Source organism: Faecalibacterium duncaniae (assembly GCF_010509575.1).
GTDB lineage: Bacteria > Bacillota > Clostridia > Oscillospirales > Ruminococcaceae > Faecalibacterium > Faecalibacterium duncaniae.
The window spans coordinates 2274092-2295243 of record NZ_CP048437.1 but is presented as its reverse complement, the minus strand read 5'-3'; the positions used below and the strand labels follow the sequence as shown (position 1 = coordinate 2295243).

Sequence of the window (21152 nt, the reverse complement as noted above, 5' to 3'; positions counted from 1 at the left end):
GCAAGGTGTTGCGCGGCGGTGCCGTGAAATGCCATAACATGACAAAAATAAGGGGAGCGCGTGGAAAATGGAACCATTTTATCTGATGCCCGGGCAGGAACGCTGTGAACAGTTTAAGGATGCGAACGGTGTGCCCAAAGTCCGCTACTCCTATTGTTCGCTGAACGGGGCGCTGTTCCGCTGTGTGAGCCGCAGCGTGGAAGAAGCCGAGCGCCTGTGCGAGGACTGGCTGGTGGGTCAGGACCGCTGCTACATCAACTGAAAAATGCACCCTCTGCTCCTTTGCGGAATAAGCTGTAAGAGAATCAGCTTATCGGCAAAGGAGTTTTTTTATATGATGAATGGCATCCTGCGTATCCAGACCTATCGGCCCCGGCAGTCGGCTCCGGTGGAGGAAGTGACTGTTGTGATCACCGGCAGCGGCTTCACGGCTCACCGCATCACCGATGCCGAGGGCAATGCCGAGGATGTGGCCATCTGTGCCCCGGCCTGCGCCCTCTCGCTGGACGAGAACAACACCACGACCCTGCCCTATGCCGTGTGCAGCCTGACGGCCAGAAAGCCGGGCTACCGCACCGTCCGCATCCAGGGTATCCAGATCTTTGCCGGGCAGGTCACGCTGGCCCGGCCTGAGATGATCCCGGACACCGAGGAGGGAAAAGACATCGTCAACCCGCCCGTGATCATCCCCACCCACGCTTTGTTTGCGGGGAACGGCGGCAGCGGCCCGGCCCCCACCGAGCACTGCACCGGCAGCCGGGTGCTGGACCGGGTCATCGTGCCAAAAAATATCACGGTCCATCTGGGCAGGCCCGCCGCCTCGGCCCGGAACGTGACGGTGTCCTTCCGGGATTATATCGCCAATGTGGCTTCCAGCGAGGTCTACCCCACTTGGCCCATTGAAGCGTTGAAAGCGAACATCCACTGCCAGATCTCGCTGGCGCTCAACCGTATTTACACCGAGTGGTATCCCAGCAAGGGCTACACCTTCAATATCACCAACTCCACCAGCTACGACCAGTATTATGTCCATGGCCGCACTGTGTTCGATGTGATGGTAAAGCTGACGGATGACATCTTCAACACCTACATCCGCAAGACCGGCACCGTGAATCCCTACTACTCCGAATACTGTGACGGAAAGTCCGTCACCTGCCCGGGGCTCAAGCAGTGGGGCACGGTCACGCTGGCAAATCAGGGCCGCAATGCCCTGAGCATCCTCAAATACTATTACGGCAGCGATATCGAGATCGTCCGCACCAGCAACATCCAGTCCATCCCCAGAAGCTATCCGGGTTCCCCCCTCCGGCGGGGAGACCGGGGCACGGCGGTGTTCACCCTGCAGCGGCAGCTGAACCGCATCACCAAGGATTACCCCTTCCTTGGCCTGCTGACCGTGGACGGGGTCTTTGGCAGCAGGATGACCGAGACCGTGAAGAGATTCCAGAAGCAGTTCAACCTGACCGCTGACGGCGTGGTGGGGCGGCAGACCTGGTATAAGATCAGCTATATCTATGTTTCGGTGAAAGACCTTGCAGAGCTGACCAGCGAGGGCGAAACGGCCGCCGGAACCCTCTCGGACGGCACCTGGGGCGGCACCATCCTGCGCGTCGGCTCTTCCGGCAGCGCTGTGGAGCAGCTGCAGTTCTGGTTGAACACTCTGGCTCAGTACGAGAGCAGCATCCCCTCCGTGGCAGTGGATGGCGTGTATGGCAGCGGCACCGCCGGTGCGGTCCGGGCCTTCCAGCGAAGATACGGCCTGTCTGTGGACGGCGTAGTGGGCCGCGCCACCTGGACAGAACTCTACGATCAGTTCCGCAGCATCCAGTCCGACAATGGCAGGCCCAACGCTTACCCGGGCACGGCCCTGCGGCAGGGCAGCAGCGGGCAGAATGTCCGGCTGGTGCAGTTCTGGCTCAAGATCGCCCGCACGGTGTATCCCAACCTGAACACCCTGACTGTAGATGGAAAATTCGGCGCAGGCACGGCGGCGGCAGTGCGGAGATTCCAGAGCTACTTCGGCCTGACCAGCGACGGCGTGGTGGGCCGCACGACCTGGAACAAGCTGTATGAGGTCTACAACGATATTGCCAACCGGCTGCTCACAGCCAGCCTGCGCCCCGGCGAGTATCCGGGCGTTCTGCGCCGGGGCAGCACCGGAACGGCAGTGCGGGAGCTGCAGTTCTACCTCTACCTGATGAGCGCCTACGAGAGCAGTATCCCCGCTGTTTCCATCGACGGAAGCTTTGGTGCGGCAACCGAGAACGCCGTGCGGGCCTACCAGCGCTTTGCGAAGCTGACAGTGGACGGCGTAGTAGGGCGCACGACCTGGAATTCGCTCTACGGCAAGGCAAGCATCCTGCGGGTGTCCGGCCCGGTGGTCACGCTGAAGCGCCTGCCTTACCTGGGCACACCGCTGGCAGTGGGGGCCACAGGGGACGCGGTGCTCTACTACAACCTCCTTTTGCAGCGCATTGCCTACTATTTCGACAGCGTGGAAAGCCCGCCCCTGTCTGACCGGTATACCGACGAGACGGCGGCCTCTACCCGCAGTGCGCAGGCCCTGCTGGATCTGCCTGAGACCGGAGTCGCGGATGCAGAGACCTGGACGGCCGTGGAGGCCCTGAGCCTGCAGCTGGCCGCCGTTTCCCCCAACCCTGACCGGGATGCAGGGCAGGCCGATGTTTACCCGGGCCGTGCCATGAAAGAGGGGAGCGTTGGCCCGGATGTGGGGCAGATCGAACAGTGGCTCAATGGGCGCTATATGCGGAACTGCGGCGAGGACTATGTGACCGAGAACTTCCTCTTCGGCCCGAAGGAAACAGAAGGGGTCCGGGCAGCACAGGAGCGGGCGGACCTGCTGGTAACAGGCACGGTGAACGAGGAGACATGGGCCGCGCTCCGTGCCCAGAGCTGCGAATGCGAGGAGGGATGACGGATGGCACGGCTGCTGATCTACGATGCCTATGAGAACAAGGTGTACACCTACAACAGCCTGAACGAAAACGACCCGATGCCTTACAGCACCGAGCGCACCCTGACACTGCGGGAGTTCCGGGGAAAATCGGGGAGCCCGGTGCTCTGGACGACCATCGCCGCCATGGAGGCCTGGAACCTGACCCGCCGCAAGTACGGCAAGGGCATTCCGGTGGGGTATGCCTTCCGCCGCATCTGGGAGGGGGGTCACGGCACCCGCAGCCAGCATTACGCCGGCGTGGCCTTTGATGTGGGCCAGCGCCTGACCCAGAGCCAGCGCACAGCCATCTATAGGGCTGCCCGGTCCACCGGAGCCTGGGGCTATGTGGAGCCCCTGAGCCAGACCCCCACCTGGGTGCACTTTGACCGCCGCTACGGCACCCCGGCCTGCAGCGGCACCACAGCGGGCTACCCCACCCTGCGGCGGGGGAGCCGGGGCTGCTATGTGATGATCCTGCAGGACGCGCTTTCCACACTGGGCTACCAGACCGGCAGCCGCATCGACGGCCTGTTCGGCACCCGCACCGAGGAAGCCCTGAGGGGCTACCAGCGCCGCACCAGCCTGACGGTGGACGGCGTGTGCGGCTGCAGCAGCTGGAAAAAGATCACAACAGCTGTGATCGGCATTGGCAGAACAAAAACGACGATCGACTAAGAAATAGAAAGAAGCTCCGCCGTGAAGGTGGAGCTTCTTTGCAATCGGTGGCGAAACCCCTCAGTCACGCTTCGCGTGACAGCCCCCCTAATAGTGGGGCCCTTGGCATGGCGTAAAGCTGTCCAGTTTTGCCAAGGCCGCCCCTACCAGGGGCGGTGGCATCCCGTAGGGATGACGGTGGGGTTTATCTTCTATGGATCTTTCGGTTCGGTCTGCGCCCGTTCCACAGGTTGATGAACACCCACAGGCCGTAGACCGCCAGAGTGAGCAGGGAGAGGACGATGACCACCTTGAGATACAGGCTGTGGAAGAAGGCCTGCACCTTGGAGACCGTGAAAAGCAATGCGTTCTGGTGGACATCCTGCCCGGCAATGAGGTTCACCACGCCAATGGTCTCGCCTGCCAGCTTGAGCTCCACAGTGCCCACCACGTCGCCCTGCTGGATGGGGGCCGTGGCGTAATCGGGCAGGTGGAAATATTTCTGCGTCACCGAGCCATCCCCCGTGGAAGGCAGCAGGGTCATCATGCTGTCGGCGGGGTAGAGCTGCAGGGTGTCGGTATCGGAGGAGTATTTGACCGGGATCTCCGCCAGCGCCTGATCGGTGTCCAGTGCGGCCTGGATGGAAAAACTCTCGAACACCCAGTCGATGAGCTTGGTGGTCTCGTACAGCGCCGGGCGGCGGTTGGAATAGCCGTAATCATCGCAGGTGTCGGGGCTTTGCATGATGCAGAAGATGTAGGTGGCCCCGTCCTTGTTGGCCCACGAGACATAGCTCTGATCGCCGCTGTCGTTTTTGTAGGCCATCACGTCGCACATGCCGCCCTGCATGGCGCTGCGGTAGAACCTGCCGCCGCTGGTCTTGTTCAGGGCCACGTTCTGGCTCAGCAGCACAAAGCTCTTGGCATGCTTTTCCTTGGCCGGCATCGTGAAGGTGGGGGCGGCGGAGATCTCCTTGAAGGCATCAAAGCTCATCAGGTAGCGCAGGATCAGGTACATGTCCACGGCGGTGGTGGTGTTGCCGCTGTCCAGTCCGCAGGCATCAGTCCAGGTGCTGTTGGTGGTGCCAATGCGCTGGGAGAGGGTGTTCATCTGGCTCACCCAGCCCGCCAGATCGCCGCCCGAGAGCTCGTGGGCCAGACCCATGGCGGCCTCATTGGCGTTGCGCGTCACCATGGCGTAAAGGGCTTCCCGGTAGGTAAAGGTCTCGCCCGAGCGCATATCGGCATTGTCGGAGTTGTGGACATAGTCCGAGATGGCAAAGGGCATCGTGAACGTGCTGTCCAGCTGGTCGGCATAGTTGGTCAGCACCAGCGCAATGGTCATATATTTCGTCAGGCCCCCGGCGGACACCTGCTTCTCGCTGTCTTTTTCATAGACGATGATGTTGGTGTCAGTGTTCACGATATAGGCGCTCTGGGCCTTGACATCGTAGACCGTGCTGGGGTCGAACATGGCTCCGGCCGTCACGGCAAGGCAGCTGAACAGGACGGCAAGGGATAAAAGCAGTGCAAAAATACGTTTCATGTGGACAATTCCTTCAAAAAGCGATAATATATAAAATACGGGCGTTGCGCCCGGAAATGACAAAGAATGGCGAACAAAGATTCGCTCCTTTAATAATAACAGGTTTGCCGCGCAGAGACAAGGGTTTTGCCACGGTTTCACAAAGCGGCAGGAGGGGACTATGGTATATCTGACAGGCGACACCCACGGCGAGCTTGACCGCTTCAAGCACGGCAGGCTCCGCTGGCTGGGCAAACGGGACATTGTGGTGGTGCTGGGCGATTTCGGCTTTGTGTGGGATGGCAGCAAGGAGGAACAGAAAAAGCTCGACTGGCTGCGCAAGCGCCCCTATACCCTGCTTTTCCTTGATGGTGCCCACGAGAATTACGACCTGCTGGCCCAGTACCCCGTCGAGGAGCGGTTTGGCGGCAGGGTCCAGGCTTTGGGCGGCAATGTGTACCATGTCTGCCGTGGCAGCGTGCTGGAGCTGGAGGGAAAGAAATACCTCTGCTTCGGCGGCACTGAGAGCCCCGACAAGGAAGAGCGGGAGGCCGGATACAACTGGTGGCCGCAGGAGATGCCCAGCGATGAGGAATACGCCGCCTGTGAGGCCAATCTCGAAGCAAACGGCTGGCAGGTAGATTATGTGCTGACCCACGATGCCCCAAGCAGATTCCTTGATTTTACTTCCCTCGCGGTGGGCGAATCCAACCGCCTGCACCTGTTTCTTGATAAGGTTCTGCTGAAGCTGACCTACGAAAAGTGGTTCTTTGGCTGCTACCACAAGGATGTGGCCCTTTCCACCAAGAGCCGGTGCGTCTTTTGTGATGTCATCCCCATGGGCGAACGCCACGCGAAGCGGTAAAAAGAGAAGGTGCCCATGACTTTCAGGCCGGTGGTGTACATCATAAAAAGGTGAAGAAGATCGTGAACACTCTATTGGGTTCACCAATAAACAGCAGGAAGCCCCCTTGACAGTGTAATCGTCAGGGGGCTTTCTGCCTGCCAGGGGTTAGCTCTTGAGTGTCTGCGCCTTGCGCCAGATCTGGATCACTTCCCAGTAACTTACAGAAGCATCTGCAGTTTTATTGGAAGGAAGCAGCTGGTTCTCAAAAGCCCAGGTAAGAGCCTTCTGTGCGTCAGTGGCATCCGTGTCCAACGCAGCAGCGGGAGCAGGCTTGCCGGCATCATCCCACACCAGTTCGGCAAGTTCGGTGGCATTGGCGGGGATCGCTGCGCCATCGGGGAGAATACGTTTCAGATAAAGCTCCGTGCCGATTCGGCAGCCCTGCCATGTCAGCACGGCGGCAGCACCAATGACCATAACGGTGCCCAGAATGCCAGAACCACCATCTTCGATGGAAGCATCTTTTGTCATGGCTTCCATTGTTACACCCTTTTCACCTGCGGGCATTTGAAAGCGCAATGGATTTTGTTTGACATCGGTCGAATCGTCCAACCCGCTGACCAACCATTGATCGAACGCAATGGCATCGCTCTGGCTGATGTAGGTGACAGTTACACTGGCGTTTTCAGGCACCTTTGCAACCAGATCACCAATCTCGTTTCTCTCGGCATGAATCTCCTCGCCATCATGCTCAATGAGAACGGCAGCATTCTTAATGGTCAGGGGATAAAGATCTGCAGTGGGAACAATGGGAACAGCTTTTTGGCGAATTTCAAACGTGCCTCCGTCCACGATGGCAGAGAGCAGATTGGGACTATTGGAATGGATCTTTACCTTTACGGTATACCTGCCTGCTTTTGTGGGGGCAACGACTTCTTCTCCCATATCGTTGAGATAGACAAGCTCAAGTTTGATCTCATCAGATTGCAAAAGAGCATTCAGCCTGCTGTCCGCCCGGACAGTCACTGTGGCCGTATGATCATTGCCTTCCTCTTCCACAGCATCTGCTGGAAGGGTGACAGTGAGTTCGTTCTGGAAAGTATCATTGGTGATGGTAACGGGGTGGATCGTGATCTTTTCCGGAATGTCGATTCGGACGGTATCACCCTGAATGATTCGCAGGGTGTATGTTCCGGCATCTTTTGGAAGCTCATTGAATTCTTCTTCATTTGAGGTGCCTGCGTTCCTGACATATCTTACAATGTAATCTGTGATGCGTGTATCCTTGGGCTCGATCCTGATATCGATATTGTCCCCATAGGAATAGTCCGCTAGACCGCTGATGATGAAATCACCGGTGTCATAATTTGTGTGTTCGACAGTGGTCAGAGTTACGGCTGTATCATCGCGACCTGCAACAAAAGTATAGGTGGTATTGTCTGCACTCACAGTGCCGCTGCCCCCTGCCCAGGTATAACGATCTCTGTATTGAGGATCGCCGACGGTCAATTCCACTGTTTTACCAATCGTGACAATGAATTTGCCATCGTTGATGGGAACGCTGCTGCCATCAACTTTGGCGGTAACGGTACGGATGTCGCTGGTTACCGTAACATCAATAGAACCAGGTGCTACAGGGAGATTTTGTAGGCCGGAATCCGTGGAAATAGCGTTCCATTGAGAACGAGAGCCTGAATACTCTATGTTATTCAATGCTGTGCAATTGGAAAATGCTGACTCGGGAATTTTGGTTACACTGCTGGGAATCGCGATCCGTTCGAGCTGCTCGCAGCCAGCAAAAGCATCATCGAGGATCTGTGTTATACCCTCCGGGATATCGATGCTCTTTAAACTGATACAACCTGCAAAAACTGATTCCGGAAGTTCCGTTATCCTGCTTGAAAATTCAATGTCTTGCAGAGCTGGACAATTCATAAAGGCACCGGTTCCAATAGAGACCACGGAGTCTGGCATCTTCACAGATGCCAGATACGCACAAGAGTCAAAAGCATGAGTTTCAATTCGTGCCACACCATTGGGTATTTTGAAAGCAGGATCTTCCCTTTGAGAAGGATAACGAATTAAGGCGTAATCGCCATTTGCTGATTTTTCGTACAACACATTGTCTATTGCCGGATAGCTTTCGCTGTCTGATGTGATCGTTGAGAGAGCGAAACATTCGGAAAATGCATTAGTTCCGATCCGTGTCACTTTGGCAGGAATATGAATTTGAGTCAATGCAGTTCCGGTAAAAGCCCGCTCTTCAATGGCAGTTACGCTGTCTGGAAGAGTAACGGTGTGCAAGCTGTAACAATAACTGAACATGCCGTCTGCAACGGATGTTACACCCTCTGGAATGGTGACAGTATCTAATTCTTCGCAATGATGAAAAGCCTCAGAGTCAATCTCTGTTACAGAATCAAGAATGGGAATATCTGTCAATTCGCTGCAAAACATAAATGCCTGGCGGCCAATCTTTTTCACGCAGGATGGTTTATTGTCCTGAATGGTAACTCTTTTCAGTGAGGTGCAATTATAAAAAGCATTGCTGCCAATTTCTGTTACAGTGTCGGGGATCTGGACACTTGTCAGGACGTACTTGTAATTGCAGAATACCCGGTCTCCGATTTTTGATACAGGATATATGTAAGCACCATGTGTTACCTGAGCAGGGATCGTGATCCTATGTTCATTGCCCGTATACTTTGTTATTGTTGCAGTATTGTCAGCATTGAGGATAAACTGATAAGAACCATCTGTATATGCCATAGGGGAATCGCTTGCAAAAACAGTGACAGTGCCCACAGGGAAAAAGGTCAGCAGCATACTGAATGTCAGAAATAAGCTGAGTAGACGCTTTTTCATAAGAAAATCCTCCTTTGCATTTCGTAAAAGACTTGTCCGATGCGCGTCATAATGCGAATGAATATGACGCTTTGCACAAAATATTTTACAGTAAATGAAAATATAAAGTCAATATAATGGGACATGCTTTGTGAGAGAACACAAAAACAGAGAATTTTTTTATACGGAAGATACAAAAAGAACCGAGTCCTGTGATATATATGGGCGGAAGGCTCAGCATACAATAAAAAATGAGATAGGCAACCCCTTTCGGGGAAGTCTATCTCATCTTTTCATTGGCACTGTTTTGCAACAGCCCCTTCTCATTATCTTTTACATTTTTTCGGGGACGTTGATCTTGAACATGGTCAATACATTGAAGATAACGTTCTTCACACCGATGCACAGGGCCAAACGAGCCTGCTGCACGGCGGGATCTGCACCCTGGATGCGGCAGTTGCCGTAGAAGCGGTGGAAGGCGCTTGCCAGATCAATGACAAAGCGGTTGATGCGGCTGGGGTCGTACTTCTCGGCAGCCATAACGATCTCCTGCGGGAAGGCGGCCAGCATCCGGATCAGGTCCATCTCGCTGGGGTCGGTCAGCAGGGTGGCATCCACCTGCTCGGCACCGGCAAAGGCCACGCCCTCGCTCTCCATCTTCTTGAGGATGGAGCAGATGCGGGCGTGTGCGTACTGGACATAGTACACGGGGTTGTCGTTGTCGGTCTTGACGGCCTGGTCCAGGTCAAAGTCGATACCGCTGCCTGCATCGTGCATGTTGAACAGGAAGCGTGCGCTGTCGATGGGCACTTCCTCCAGCAGGTCGGTCAGGGTGATGGCATTGCCGGTGCGCTTGGACATCCGGACAGGCTGGCCGTCACGCATCAGGTTGACCATCTGCATCAGTACAACATCCAGATCGTTGCCGTTCAGGCCGATGGCATCCATGGCACCCTTCATGCGGGCAACGTGACCGTGGTGGTCGGCACCCCAGACATCAATGGCCTTGGCAAAGCCGCGGGTGGCCAGCTTGTTGTAGTGGTAGGCAATGTCGGCGGCAAAGTAGGTGGGGATGCCGTTTGCACGGACGAGGACTTCGTCCTTGGCTTCCTCCTCGGTGCCATCCTCGGTCTTTTTCTTGTTCACGGTGCCGTACTTGGCAGCATACTGGGCGCTGCGGTACATGATGGCACCATCCTCGGCCTTGTAGCAGGCACCCAGCTCCAGCAGCTTGTTCACAACATCCAGGACAGCGCCGGATTCGTGCAGGGTGCTCTCGTGGAACCAGACATCGTAATCGATGCGGTACTTGCCCAGGTCGCGCTTGAGGGCAGCAATGTTCTTGGGCAGGGCGTAATCCACCAGAGCGTTCTTCAGGGTCTCAAAGGCTTCGCTGGCAAAGAGGGCCTCTTCGTCCAGCCCAGAGCAGGCTGCAACGTACTTGTCGCCGTTGATCTCGGCAAACTCACCGGCCAGCACCTTGATGTCGCCGCCCTGATAGCACTCAGCGGGCAGGGGATAGGTTTCCTCGCCGCAGAACTGCTGCAGGTAGCGGACGGCCAGGCTCTTGCCAAACTTCTGGATCTGGTTGCCTGCATCGTTGATGTAGAACTCACGGGTCACATCATAACCGGACCAGTCCAGCACAGCGGCCAGGCAATCGCCCAGAGCGCCGCCGCGGGCGTTGCCCATGTGCATGGGGCCGGTGGGGTTGGCAGAAACGAACTCCACATTGTACTTGGCACCCTTGCCGTGGTCGGTGCGGCCGTACTCCTTGTTGGAGCAGGCACCCAGCACCACGCTGGCCCAGAAGGAAGGCGCGAGGAACAGGTTGATGAAGCCGGGGCCGGCCACTTCCACCTTGGCAAACACGCTGTGCTCGATGGAAGGAAGGTGGGCCAGAAGGGCATCGGCGATCATCTTGGGGGCCTTGCGCCATGTGCGGGCACCGGCCATGGCCAGATTGGAAGCGATGTCACCGTTCTTGGTGTCGGCAGGGATCTCCACGATAAAAGCGGGCAGCTCAGCCTCGGGCAGAGTGCCATCGGCCATGGCGGCCTTGGCAGCCTCAGTCAGCAGAGCGCGGGCCTCGGCCAGCGCCGCTGCCCGGGGGTTGTAGTTCTGATAGGTCTTTTCAAAGTCTGTCATTAAAATGTCCCTTTCATTAGGATAATTTGTTTTGGGCAGGTCTCGTCTTTGTACAACCTCTCAGTTTCGCATACGCATTGACGGAGAGGTCGTGTTGAAGGATAAGCCCATCCGTTGTTCTCTTACTTTACCTTCTCAACCTGGATCTCAAGCGTTGTCCGATTGATGAGCGCCGTGGGGTCATCGGCATCCAGCAGATAGCTGAACTTTGCCGTGCCGCCCGCAGGCTCCGAGAGATCGCACGCGATGCCGTCGCCGGTCACGCCCAGCGTAATGGGGCCGACCTCGGTCTCGTAGTAGCAGATGTTCCGGTAATCCCGCTGGATGACCAGCTGGGTGTTGACCTTGCCAAAGCGGAGCAGGGCCACCCGGCTGCCGTCCTCGGCGATCTTGATGGTGGTGGTGCAGCCCGCAAAGCCGATGGTCTCCGTCTCCTTATAGCTAATATAATAGGATCCGGCTTTTTTCAGGAAGCTGCCGTAGGTCATCAGCTCGATCTTGTCTGTCTCCTCGGCGGGGAGGGGCTCCGTGTGCTCGAACTGCTCCGAGACGCTTCGAATCAGGATGCGGTAATCTTCGTTGTGTGCAGTGCTCACAGTTTTGTGTTCCTTCACTTTAATATTTGTCAATGGCGATCTGCTCCACCTCGCCGCCCTTGTACTCGCCCAGGAACAGGTCGGCTGTCTGCACGAACCCGTCCGGCGCGTCACTGACATAGAAATGGGCCTGCCCGGCGGGGTGGTCGGCCTTGAGCCCCCGCTCGCTCAGGATGCGCTCCAGATGGTGGGCGGCAGTCTTGGCCGGGTCCACCAGCACCACGTTCCGGCCCATGAACTCACCGATCATGGTTTTGATCAGGGGATAGTGGGTGCAGCCCAGGATCAGGGTGTCCACCCCTGCATCCCGGATCTCCGTCAGGTACTGGGCAATGACCAGCTTGGTGATCTCCTGCTTGTCCGGGGCGCTGTGATCCACATAGCCTGCTTCCACCAGCGGCACAAAGAGCGGGCAGGGACGGGCGGTGATCTCCACACCAGGTACCAGCCTGCGCAGGAGCGCCTCATAGCTGCGGGAGCGGATGGTGGCCGCAGTGCCGATGACACCGATGCGCCGGTTCCGGGTGGAAAAGGCAGCCTCCCGGGCAGCGGCATCCACCACGCCCAGATAGGGCACCGGGAGCTTTTCGGCCTCAGCGGCGGGGTAGGTGCTGGACACCGTGCCGCAGGCCGCCATGATGCACTTGACATCCTTGGAGAGCAGGAACGCGATGTCCTGCCGGGCATATTGCAGGATGGTCTCCGGGCTGCGGCTGCCGTAGGGCACCCGGCCGGTGTCGCCAAAGTAGACGATGTTCTCGTGGGGCAGCCGCCTGCGCAGCTCCCGCACGCCGGTCAGGCCGCCCAGGCCGCTGTCAAATACGCCGATGGGGCGGTTATCCATGCTGCTTTTCCGTCCTTTCCAGCGCAAGTTCGATCAGGTGATCGATCAGGGCGGGCACGGGGGTGCCCTCGTGCTCCATGAGCTTGGGGTACATGCTGATGGGGGTGAAGCCGGGGAAGGTGTTGATCTCGTTGATCATCACCCGGTCAGTGCCGTGCTCCACAAAGAAATCGCAGCGGGCCAGACCCTCGCAGTTCAGGGCGGTGTAGGCCATGGCGGCGTAGGTCTTGACCTCGTCCAGCTTTTCCTCGCTGAGCCGGGCCGGGATCACCACCTGGCTGACCCCGTTCTTGTACTTGTCGTCGTAGGTGTAAAACTCGGCACCGGCCAGGATCTCACCCGGGCGGGTGGCCACGGCAGGGTCAGAGCCGATGACGGCACACTCGACTTCGTGGCCGTCCACAAAGGCCTCGAACACCACCTTGTGGTCGTTTTCAAGGGCCAGTGCAATGGCCTGCTTGAGCTCATCCCGGTCGTGGGCCTTGGTGATGCCCACGCTGGAACCGGCGTTGGCGGGCTTGACGAAGATGGGCCAGCCCAGCTTGGCAATGGCACCGTCACACACGCCGTCCAGGTCGCTCTCGATCTCCCAGCGGCAGGCGCTCAGCCACTTGGTGTGGGGGATGCCGGCTGCATCGAACAGAGCGTTGGCCACGGCCTTGTCCATGCAGACAGCGCTTGCCAGCACGCCGCAGCCCACATAGGGGATGCCGGCCAGCTCCAGCAGGCCCTGCACGGTGCCGTCCTCGCCCCACAGGCCGTGGAGCGCGGGGATGACCACATCCACGTGCAGCTTTTCCACCTGACCGGACGGGGTGAACAGGATCATGCCGTGGTCGGCGCGGTCGGGGCTGATGACGCAGGGCATGTTGCCGGGCAGCTCTTCCCAGCTGCCGTCGGCCATCTGGGCGCTGGTGGCCTCGGTGCACAGCCAGCGGCCCTCCCGGGTGATACCCACGGTCAGAACCTCGTAGCGGGCGCGGTCCAGGTTATCCACAAAGGTACCGGCGGACACGCGGCTGACCTCGTGCTCGCTGGACATGCCGCCAAACAGCACGACGACACAGAGTTTATCTTCAGATTGCATCATGATCTCTCCTGATCTTATGGCCGGAAGGGGCGCTTTGCCCGGGGCCGGATTTTCTATAAGCAGTTATAGACACTTTATTATACTATATCTATGCGGCGGATTCAAGGCGTAGGCCAAAACAGGCAGGAGAGAAAAAATTCAAAAAAGTCTCAAAAAACGCAAAAAATCCGCTTGACGGATGGCAAAACGCGTGATACAATGATATCACCTCTTTTGCGGGGTTATTAAGTGCGCCCTGTTTTTAGGGCGTGCACCGCAAGCCGAGGGAGGTTCAAAACAACCGTTATAATGGAGGTGTCAACAAATGACCGTTAAAATCACTCTGGCCTGCACCGAGTGCAAGCAGCGCAACTACAACACCACGAAGAACAAGAAGAACAACCCCGATCGTCTTGAGATGAAGAAGTACTGCCGTTTCTGCAAGAAGCACACGGTTCACCGCGAGACGAAGTAAGAAAGGCGGACGCATCATGGCAGACAAAACCGAGAAAAAGCCGGGCTTTGTAGCCAGAATGAAGGGCTTTGGCGCAAACATCGCCAAGTTCTTCCGCGACACGAAGAGCGAACTGAAGAAGGTCGTGTGGCCGTCTAAGGCGGACGTTAAGACCAACACCATCGTCGTGCTCGTGACCGTGGCGATCGCAGCCGTTGTGATGATCGCGCTGGATGCCATTTTCGGCGGCATCCTGGGCCTGATCATCGGCGCATGATTCATCTTGAAACGGAGGCTTAACCAAAATGGAAGAACAGACCAATGAGGCCCTTTGGTATGTAGTCCACACCTATTCCGGTTACGAGAACAAGGTTGCGAACGACCTACAGACCATGGTGGAAAACCGCCATCTGCAGGACCTGATCTGTGACATCAAGGTTCCTACCGAGATGGTGCCTGAGATCAAGGACGGCAAGGAGCGTATGGTGGAGCACAAGCTGTTCCCCGGCTACGTTCTGGTCAAGATGGTCATGAACGACGATACCTGGTATGTGGTGCGCAACACGCGCGGCTGCACCGGTTTCGTCGGTCCCGCATCCAAGCCCGTTCCCCTCTCTGCTGAGGAAGTGGAGAAGATGGGCGTTGAAAAGGCGGCTCCGCTGACCGTCGATTTCAATGTCGGCGATACCGTGCAGATCACCGCCGGCCCGCTGGAAGGCTTTATGGGCCTTGTGGAGGGCATCGATACCGAGAGCTTCAAAGTCAAGCTCAAGGTCAACATGTTTGGCCGCGAGACACCCGCAGAAGTGGATATCGCGCAGGTCGAGCTGCCGTAACCAACCGGCATCCGTTTACCAAGGTAAGACCGCAGTGCGGTTCTTATAGAGCGTGTGCATCGTGTGCGCGCTCGTGGGAGGCGTGGGGAGACCACGCCGCAACTCACCACAGATTTTTGGAGGTGCATTTACTATGGCACAGAAAGTTACTGGCTACATTAAGCTGCAGATCGAGGCCGGCAAGGCGACTCCGGCTCCCCCTGTTGGCCCTGCTCTGGGTCAGAAGGGCGTTAACATCATGGCCTTCACCAAGGAGTTCAACGAGCGTACCAAGAACCAGATGGGTTATGTTATCCCCGTCGTCATCACCGTTTACGCTGACCGCTCCTTCAGCTTCATTACCAAGACTCCTCCGGCTGCCGTTCTGATCAAGAAGGCTGCTGGCATCAACACCGCTTCCGGCAAGCCCAACAAGGAAAAGGTTGCTACTCTGACCGCCGCTCAGGTGGAAGAGATTGCCAAGACCAAGATGCCCGACCTGAATGCTGCTTCTCTGGAAGCTGCATGCAGCATGGTCCGTGGCACCTGCCGCTCCATGGGCGTTACCGTCGAGGGCTGAGACACAAACAGTGGGAGGGCATAACACTGCCCGCATGACCACATAGGAGGATATACAATGAAACATGGCAAGCACTATGTCGATGCTGCTAAGCAGGTCGATTTTTCTAAGCTGTATGATATGAACGAGGCTCTGGAGCTGGCTTGCAAGACCGCTTCCGCCAAGTTCGACGAGACCGTTGAGCTGCACGTCCGCCTGGGCGTTGACGGCCGCCACGCTGACCAGCAGGTCCGCGGCGCTGTTGTTCTGCCCAACGGCACCGGCAAGACTGTCCGCGTCTGCGCCATTGCTAAGGGCGCTGCTGCCGCTGCTGCTGAGGCAGCCGGCGCTGACATCGTGGGTGATGACGAGCTGATCGCACGCATCGCCGGCGGTTTCATGGACTTCGACGTTGTTGTCACCACCCCCGACATGATGGGCCGCGTTGGCCGTCTTGGTAAGGTTCTGGGCCCCCGCGGCCTGATGCCCAACCCCAAGGCCGGTACCGTTGCTCCCGACCTGGGCAAGGCTGTTACCGAGGCTAAGGCTGGTAAGATCGAGTACCGTCTGGACAAGCAGAACATCATCCACGTTCCCGTGGGCAAGGCATCCTTTGGCGCTGAGAAGCTGTACACCAACCTGGATACCGTGATGAGCGCTATTGCAAAGGCAAAGCCCGCTGCTGCAAAGGGTACCTACTTCAAGAGCGCTACCATTGCCACCACCATGGGCCCTGGCATCCGTCTGAACACCCTGAAGTATGGTGTCTAATTTGAAGCTTTGAAGTTTTTTCTGTCATCCTGACAGATGACAGAAAAAATCTTTAAAAATTCAAAAAAGCGCTTGACAACACCGCGCGTTTGCGGTAAAATAATGATGCTGTTTTTGAGACAGCAGGTGCTGGAGTCCAGCGTAAGGTGCAAACCGCCTGCCGAGAAACGCGCGTAAAGTTGTTTTATGCCTCTTTCTCGACACAGTGCGGGAAAGAGGCTTTTTTCGTTGCTCCGGCTTTCGATACAAGTTTTTGAAATGAGGTGAAACCGAATGCCCAGTGCAAAGATTCTTTCTGAAAAGCAGGCTTATGTCGCTGATCTGAAGGCAAAGTTTGAGAGTGCGGTTTCCGGCTGCGTCGTCGCTTACGGCGGTATCAACGTCGAGAACGACACCAAGCTCCGTAAGGAGCTGCGTGAGGCAGGCGTTGATTACATGGTCGTGAAGAACACCATGCTGCGTCTGGCTGTCAAGGGTACCTCCCTGGAGGGCCTGGCTGAGAACTTCAAGGGTGACACTGCTGTTGCCTTTGCTCACGAAGAAGACCCCATGTCCGCTGCCCGCATCCTGTGCAAGTACCAGGATGGCGATAAGTCCAAGAAGTTCGTCGTGAAGGCTGGCTTCATGGAAGGCAAGGTCATGGACGCTGCCGAGACCAACGCCATCGCAAAGCTGCCCAACCGCGAGGGTATGCTGTCCATGTTCGCAGGTGCTCTTACCAGCACTCTGTCCGGTCTGGCTGTTGCTATGCAGGCCTACGCCGACAAGCAGGAGGAGCCCGCTGCCTAATGGCTGCGTGACCGCTGCTTAACACAAAACTGAAACAAACAAAAACCATTGATATTGGAGGGTTATTACCATGGCTTCTGAGAAGATTACTGCCATCATCGAGTCCGTCAAGGGCCTGACCGTTCTGGAGCTGAAAGAGCTGATCGACGCTTACTGCGAGGAGTTCGGTGTTTCTGCTGTTGCTGCTGCTGCTCCCGCTGCTGCTGGCGCTGCTGCTGCCGCTGAGGAAGAGAAGACCGAGTTCGACGTTATCCTGGCTGAGGCTGGCGCTACCAAGATGCAGGTCATCAAGCTGGTCAAGGAGATCACCGGTCTGGGCCTGAAGGAAGCAAAGGCTATCGTTGACGGCGCTCCCAAGGCTGTCAAGGAGAAGGCTTCCAAGGCTGAGGCTGAGGACATCAAGAAGAAGCTGGAAGAGGCTGGCGCTAAGGTCGAGATCAAGTAATTTGATCCCTTCTGAACGTTCTTTCTTGAATTCTTATTCTTGAAACAAAAGGCACTCTCGCTGAAAGGCGAGGGTGCCTTTTTGGTTGTGCGCCCGCAGCAGGGCAAAAAGCTCCCGGAACGATGGCACTGAATGCCGCACCGCTCCGGGAGCTTTGGTTTTGCTTCGCTTATTCGTAGTCGATGGGCAGGGTGGGCAGACCGTTCAGATCAAGGCCTGCCGTGTGGCCCGCCATGTACTGGTAGTAGCCCTGCGCTGCGATCATTGCGCCGTTGTCGCCGCAGAATTTCAGTTCCGGCAGGTAGACCTTGGCCCCCAACTTCTGGGCACCATCGTTCACCAGCTGACGCAGGCGGCCGTTGGCGGCCACACCGCCCGCCAGACAGACCTGCTTTGCCCCGGTGTCGGCAGCAGCCAGCAGCAGCTTTTCGGCCAGAATACCCGCAATGCGCTCCTGAAAGCTTGCCGCCAGATCAGGCACGTTGATCTCCTCGTTCTTCATCTGGGCCTTGTTCACCTCGTTCAGCACGGCGGTTTTCAGGCCGGAGAAGCTGACGTTGTACTTGCCGTCCACATGGGGCACCGGCAGGCGATAGGCCTTGGGGTCGCCTGTTTTGGCGGCATTTGCCACGCTGGGGCCGCCGGGATAGGGCAGACCCAGGGTGCGGGCGACCTTGTCAAAGGCTTCGCCGGCGGCATCGTCCACGGTGTGGCCCAGAATGTGGTAGTGGGTGTAGTCCTGCACCTCCACGATATGGCTGTGGCCGCCGGATGCCACCAGACAGAGGAAGGGCGGCTTGAGCTCCGGGTGGGTCAGATAGAGGGCCGCAATGTGGCCCCGCAGGTGATGCACCGGAACCAGCGGCTTGTTGGCCGAATAGGCCAGCCCCTTGGCAAAGTTCACGCCCACCAGCACTGCGCCGATCAGGCCCGGCGCAAAGGTGACGGCCACCGCGTCCACATCGTCCATGGTCTTGCCAGCATCCAGCAGAGCCTTTTTGACCGTGGCGCTGATGAACTCGCAGTGGCGGCGGCTGGCGATCTCAGGGACCACGCCGCCATAAAGAGCCTGCTCCTTGACACTGGTGGAGATGACGTTGCTCAACAGGCGACGGCCATCTTCCACAAGGGATGCGGCGGTCTCGTCGCAGGTGGATTCGATTCCTAAAACGATCATAGTTCAGTGGGCCTCCAGCCAGTTTTTGCCAGTATGCACATCGGTGCTCAGGGGCACCGCGTAGTGCACGCAGCCTTCCATTTCCTCCCGCAGGATCTGCGCGGCCTTTTCGGCCTCTGCTTCCGGGGCTTCCACGATCAGTTCATCGTGGACCGTCAGGATCAGGCGGCTTTCCATCTTCTCGTTCCGCAGCCGCCGCCAGACACGCACCATGGCCAGCTTGATAACATCAGCGGCCGTGCCCTGAATGGGGGTGTTGCGGGCCATCCGTTCGCCGCTTGCCCGGATGTTGTGGTTGTTGCTGTTCAGCTCCGGCAGGGCGCGGCGGCGGCCGAACAGGGTGGAAACGTAGCCGCACTGGCGGGCATCCGCAATGGTCTTTTCCATATAACCGTCGATATTGGGGAAGGTGGCCAGATAGGTCTGCAGGAAGGCCTCTGCCTCCTTGACGCTCACGCCGATGTCCTTGGAAAGGCTGTAAGCGCCCTTGCCGTACATGATGCCAAAGTTGATGGCCTTGGCGCTGGAACGCAGACGGGGCGTGACATCCTCAGGCCGGATGTTGTAGATTTTGGCTGCGGTGCTGCGGTGGATGTCGGCACCGGAGAGGAACGCCTCCTGCATGTGTGCGTCGCCGGTGACATGGGCCAGGATGCGCAGTTCGATCTGGCTGTAATCGGCATCCACCAGCACGCAGCCGGGCTTTGCCACAAAGTAGGCGCGGAGCTTGCTGCCCATCTCGGTGCGGATGGGGATGTTCTGCAGGTTGGGATTGTCAGAGGAGAGCCGCCCGGTGCGGGCCTCGGTCTGGTTGAAACGGGTGTGGATGCGGCCATCCTCGCCAATGACCTTGAGCAGACCCTCCACATAGGTGGAGTTCAGCTTCTGGCAGGCACGGTACTGGAGAATGTCCTCCACCAGCGGGATGTCCCGCAGCTTTTCCAATGTTTCGGCATCGGTGGACCAGCCGTTCTTCGTCTTTTTGCCGTGGGGCAGGCCCATGGTATCAAAGAGCAGGGTGCCCAGCTGTTTGGGGCTGTTGGGGTTGAAATCGGAGGTGCCTGCCTCCATCTCGATGCGGGTCAGCACCTGGTCCAGCTCCTGCCGCAGCTGCACGCCGAAGGCTTCGATGCCCTCACGGTCTACAAGGATGCCGGTGCGGGTCATATCGGCCAGCACCTGTGCCAGCGGGAACTCAATGTTGTTGTAGAGATCGTCCTCGCCGTTTTCGGTGATCTCCGCCTTCATTTTGGCGAACAGGTCTGCCAGGAAACCGGCATCGGGGTACTCCTCACAGGAGAACGCTGACCTTGCATGGTAGCTGGTGGCAAGGGTGGTGAGCAGATAGTGGGAAGCGGAAGCGTCCAGCAGGTAGGCGGCCAGCTTGCCGTCCCAGACGATGCTGCTGCCCCAGCTGCCTGCGGCCATGGCTCTGGCGTAGAGGGGGGCAGAATCGAATACATCCAGTGTCACCTTAGGGTCGTCCAGCAGGGAGACCAGCTCCTCCTCGGAGAGGGGATACACGGTGGTGTCTTGCACGGCGTACCAGGCCTCCGGCTGCACGACCGCGCTCTTTTTGCCCAGAACAGCAGGGCGCGCGGCCACCAGATAGTGGCCGGAAGGCTCTGCGGGCAGGGACGCAATGGCTGCGTCTACCTCCGGCAGGGTGTCGGGGTCCAGTTCCGGGACGATGCCGTCCAGTCCAAACCGGGTGATGAGGGTCTGGATCTCCAGCTCCTGCATCAGACGGACAGCGGCGGGCTTGTTGCCCTCGGTCACCTTGTAGGCCCCTTCCGCTGTGTCGATGGGAGCATCGGTGCGGATGGTGCCCAGCGTGTGGCTGAGGTAGGCATCCTCCCGGCAGGCCAGCAGGTTTTCCCGCTGACGGGGCTTGATGATCGGGCTGTCCAGATGGTCGTACACGCTGTCCAGGGTGCCGAAGTTCTTGACCAGAGTCATGGCGGTCTTTTCGCCGATGCCCTTCACACCCGGGATGTTGTCGGAGGTGTCGCCCATCAGGCTCTTCACCTCGATGAGCTGCTTGGGCTCAATGCCGTACTTTTCGTGGATGGCATCCAGATCCATGGTCTCCGTTTTGCTGCGGCCCATGGCGCTGGTGGCCAGCAGCACGGTGGTGGTCTCACTCACCAGCTGCAGGCTGTCGCGGTCTCCCGTGGCCAGAAAGCAGTCGTCCCTGCGGGCCTCGCAGGCAGCGGCCAGCGTGCCCAGAATGTCGTCGGCCTCCCAGCCTTTTGCCGATACCTGGCGGTAGCCCAGGTCGGTGAGCAGTTCTTTCAGGATGGGCATCTGCTGGGCCAGCTCGTCCGGCATGGCGTGGCGGGTGCCCTTGTAGCCGTCGTACATTTCGTGGCGGAAGGTGGGGTGCTTCAGATCGAAGGCCACGGCCACCTCGTCGGGCTCACACTCCCGGAGCAGGGAATTCATAATATTCAAAAAGCCGAAGATGGCATTGGTATAGCGGCCGTCCTTGGTGGTCAGCAGCTTGATGCCGTAAAAGGCACGGTTGGCAATGCTGTTGCCGTCAATGACCAGTAAACGCATAGTCAGTCTCCTCCATTGCATTATAACTCAATTTATAGTATAACACAAAATGGGGGCCAGCGGGGGATTTTTGCAGAAAAAACAAAAATGCCCTCCC

At 57.8% G+C, this 21152-nt stretch carries 19 protein-coding genes; 11 read left to right on the top strand and 8 right to left on the bottom strand.

Features of this window, described 5'->3' with window-relative positions; genetic code table 11:
* Positions 1-67 precede the first annotated feature (67 nt).
* The 3 genes from GXM22_RS11065 (at position 68) to GXM22_RS11055 (ending at position 3631) form a co-directional block, all read left to right on the top strand.
* The gene (locus tag GXM22_RS11065) at positions 68-262 is read left to right on the top strand and encodes a DUF3873 family protein (protein WP_005931230.1); all 195 of its coding nucleotides are present in this window, start codon (positions 68-70) and stop codon (positions 260-262) included.
* 72 nt (positions 263-334) lie between these two features.
* On the top strand, positions 335-2935 hold the full coding sequence (locus GXM22_RS11060; protein ID WP_005931227.1) for a peptidoglycan-binding protein: 2601 nt from the start codon (positions 335-337) through the stop codon (positions 2933-2935).
* Between the two features lie 3 nt (positions 2936-2938).
* Positions 2939-3631 (top strand): peptidoglycan-binding domain-containing protein, encoded by a 693-nt coding sequence (locus tag GXM22_RS11055; protein WP_005931223.1) that lies wholly within the window; start codon positions 2939-2941, stop codon positions 3629-3631.
* A gap of 184 nt (positions 3632-3815) precedes the next feature.
* On the opposite strand, the gene GXM22_RS11050 is transcribed toward GXM22_RS11055, so the two are convergent.
* Positions 3816-5156, bottom strand: a complete 1341-nt coding sequence (locus GXM22_RS11050) for a D-alanyl-D-alanine carboxypeptidase family protein (protein WP_005931218.1) — start codon at positions 5154-5156, stop codon at positions 3816-3818.
* 160 nt (positions 5157-5316) lie between these two features.
* Here GXM22_RS11050 and GXM22_RS11045 point away from each other — a divergent pair, with 160 nt between their 5' ends.
* A complete protein-coding gene (locus GXM22_RS11045; RefSeq protein ID WP_005931215.1) occupies positions 5317-6000 on the top strand; it encodes a metallophosphoesterase in 684 nt (227 codons plus the stop codon).
* A gap of 147 nt (positions 6001-6147) precedes the next feature.
* Here GXM22_RS11045 and GXM22_RS11040 read toward each other — a convergent pair whose 3' ends face one another.
* From GXM22_RS11040 to GXM22_RS11020, 5 genes are all read right to left on the bottom strand, one after another.
* Entirely contained in the window at positions 6148-8847 is a 2700-nt protein-coding gene (locus GXM22_RS11040; RefSeq protein ID WP_005931212.1) for a leucine-rich repeat domain-containing protein, read from the bottom strand.
* Positions 8848-9159: 312 nt separating this feature from the next.
* Positions 9160-10974: an arginine--tRNA ligase gene (gene argS / locus GXM22_RS11035; protein WP_005931205.1), complete on the bottom strand. Its 1815-nt coding sequence runs from the start codon at positions 10972-10974 to the stop codon at positions 9160-9162.
* 122 nt (positions 10975-11096) lie between these two features.
* Positions 11097-11570 (bottom strand): YwiB family protein, encoded by a 474-nt coding sequence (locus GXM22_RS11030; RefSeq protein WP_223384083.1) that lies wholly within the window; start codon positions 11568-11570, stop codon positions 11097-11099.
* A 19-nt stretch (positions 11571-11589) separates the two neighbouring features.
* Positions 11590-12414 (bottom strand): glutamate racemase, encoded by an 825-nt coding sequence (murI, locus tag GXM22_RS11025; protein WP_005931199.1) that lies wholly within the window; start codon positions 12412-12414, stop codon positions 11590-11592.
* The gene (locus GXM22_RS11020) at positions 12407-13501 is read right to left on the bottom strand and encodes a D-alanine--D-alanine ligase family protein (protein ID WP_035393685.1); all 1095 of its coding nucleotides are present in this window, start codon (positions 13499-13501) and stop codon (positions 12407-12409) included. The genes murI and GXM22_RS11020 overlap by 8 nt, the downstream gene beginning before the upstream one ends.
* 307 nt (positions 13502-13808) lie before the next feature.
* Between GXM22_RS11020 and rpmG the strand changes: the two genes are divergently transcribed.
* From rpmG to rplL, 7 genes are all read left to right on the top strand, one after another.
* Positions 13809-13958, top strand: coding sequence for a 50S ribosomal protein L33 (gene rpmG, locus GXM22_RS11015; RefSeq protein WP_005920501.1), 150 nt, complete (start codon positions 13809-13811; stop codon positions 13956-13958).
* 16 nt (positions 13959-13974) lie between these two features.
* Positions 13975-14214 (top strand): preprotein translocase subunit SecE, encoded by a 240-nt coding sequence (gene secE, locus GXM22_RS11010; RefSeq protein WP_005931188.1) that lies wholly within the window; start codon positions 13975-13977, stop codon positions 14212-14214.
* A gap of 28 nt (positions 14215-14242) precedes the next feature.
* Positions 14243-14773 (top strand): transcription termination/antitermination protein NusG, encoded by a 531-nt coding sequence (gene nusG, locus GXM22_RS11005; RefSeq protein ID WP_005931184.1) that lies wholly within the window; start codon positions 14243-14245, stop codon positions 14771-14773.
* Between the two features lie 133 nt (positions 14774-14906).
* On the top strand, positions 14907-15332 hold the full coding sequence (rplK, locus tag GXM22_RS11000) for a 50S ribosomal protein L11 (RefSeq protein ID WP_005931181.1): 426 nt from the start codon (positions 14907-14909) through the stop codon (positions 15330-15332).
* 57 nt (positions 15333-15389) lie between these two features.
* A complete protein-coding gene (gene rplA, locus GXM22_RS10995) occupies positions 15390-16082 on the top strand; it encodes a 50S ribosomal protein L1 (protein WP_005931176.1) in 693 nt (230 codons plus the stop codon).
* Between the two features lie 273 nt (positions 16083-16355).
* Entirely contained in the window at positions 16356-16871 is a 516-nt protein-coding gene (rplJ, locus tag GXM22_RS10990) for a 50S ribosomal protein L10 (RefSeq protein WP_005931168.1), read from the top strand.
* 70 nt (positions 16872-16941) lie between these two features.
* A complete protein-coding gene (gene rplL, locus GXM22_RS10985; RefSeq protein ID WP_005931165.1) occupies positions 16942-17316 on the top strand; it encodes a 50S ribosomal protein L7/L12 in 375 nt (124 codons plus the stop codon).
* A 169-nt stretch (positions 17317-17485) separates the two neighbouring features.
* Here rplL and tsaD read toward each other — a convergent pair whose 3' ends face one another.
* Together tsaD and polA are read right to left on the bottom strand one after the other, a co-directional pair.
* Positions 17486-18493 carry a tRNA (adenosine(37)-N6)-threonylcarbamoyltransferase complex transferase subunit TsaD gene (gene tsaD / locus GXM22_RS10980; protein ID WP_005931163.1) on the bottom strand — a complete coding sequence of 336 codons (1008 nt, stop codon included), beginning with the start codon at positions 18491-18493 and terminating at the stop codon, positions 17486-17488.
* 3 nt (positions 18494-18496) lie between these two features.
* Complete coding sequence (polA, locus tag GXM22_RS10975) at positions 18497-21055, bottom strand: DNA polymerase I (RefSeq protein WP_035393680.1); 2559 nt, start codon at positions 21053-21055, stop codon at positions 18497-18499.
* Between the last annotated feature and the right edge of the window lie 97 nt (positions 21056-21152).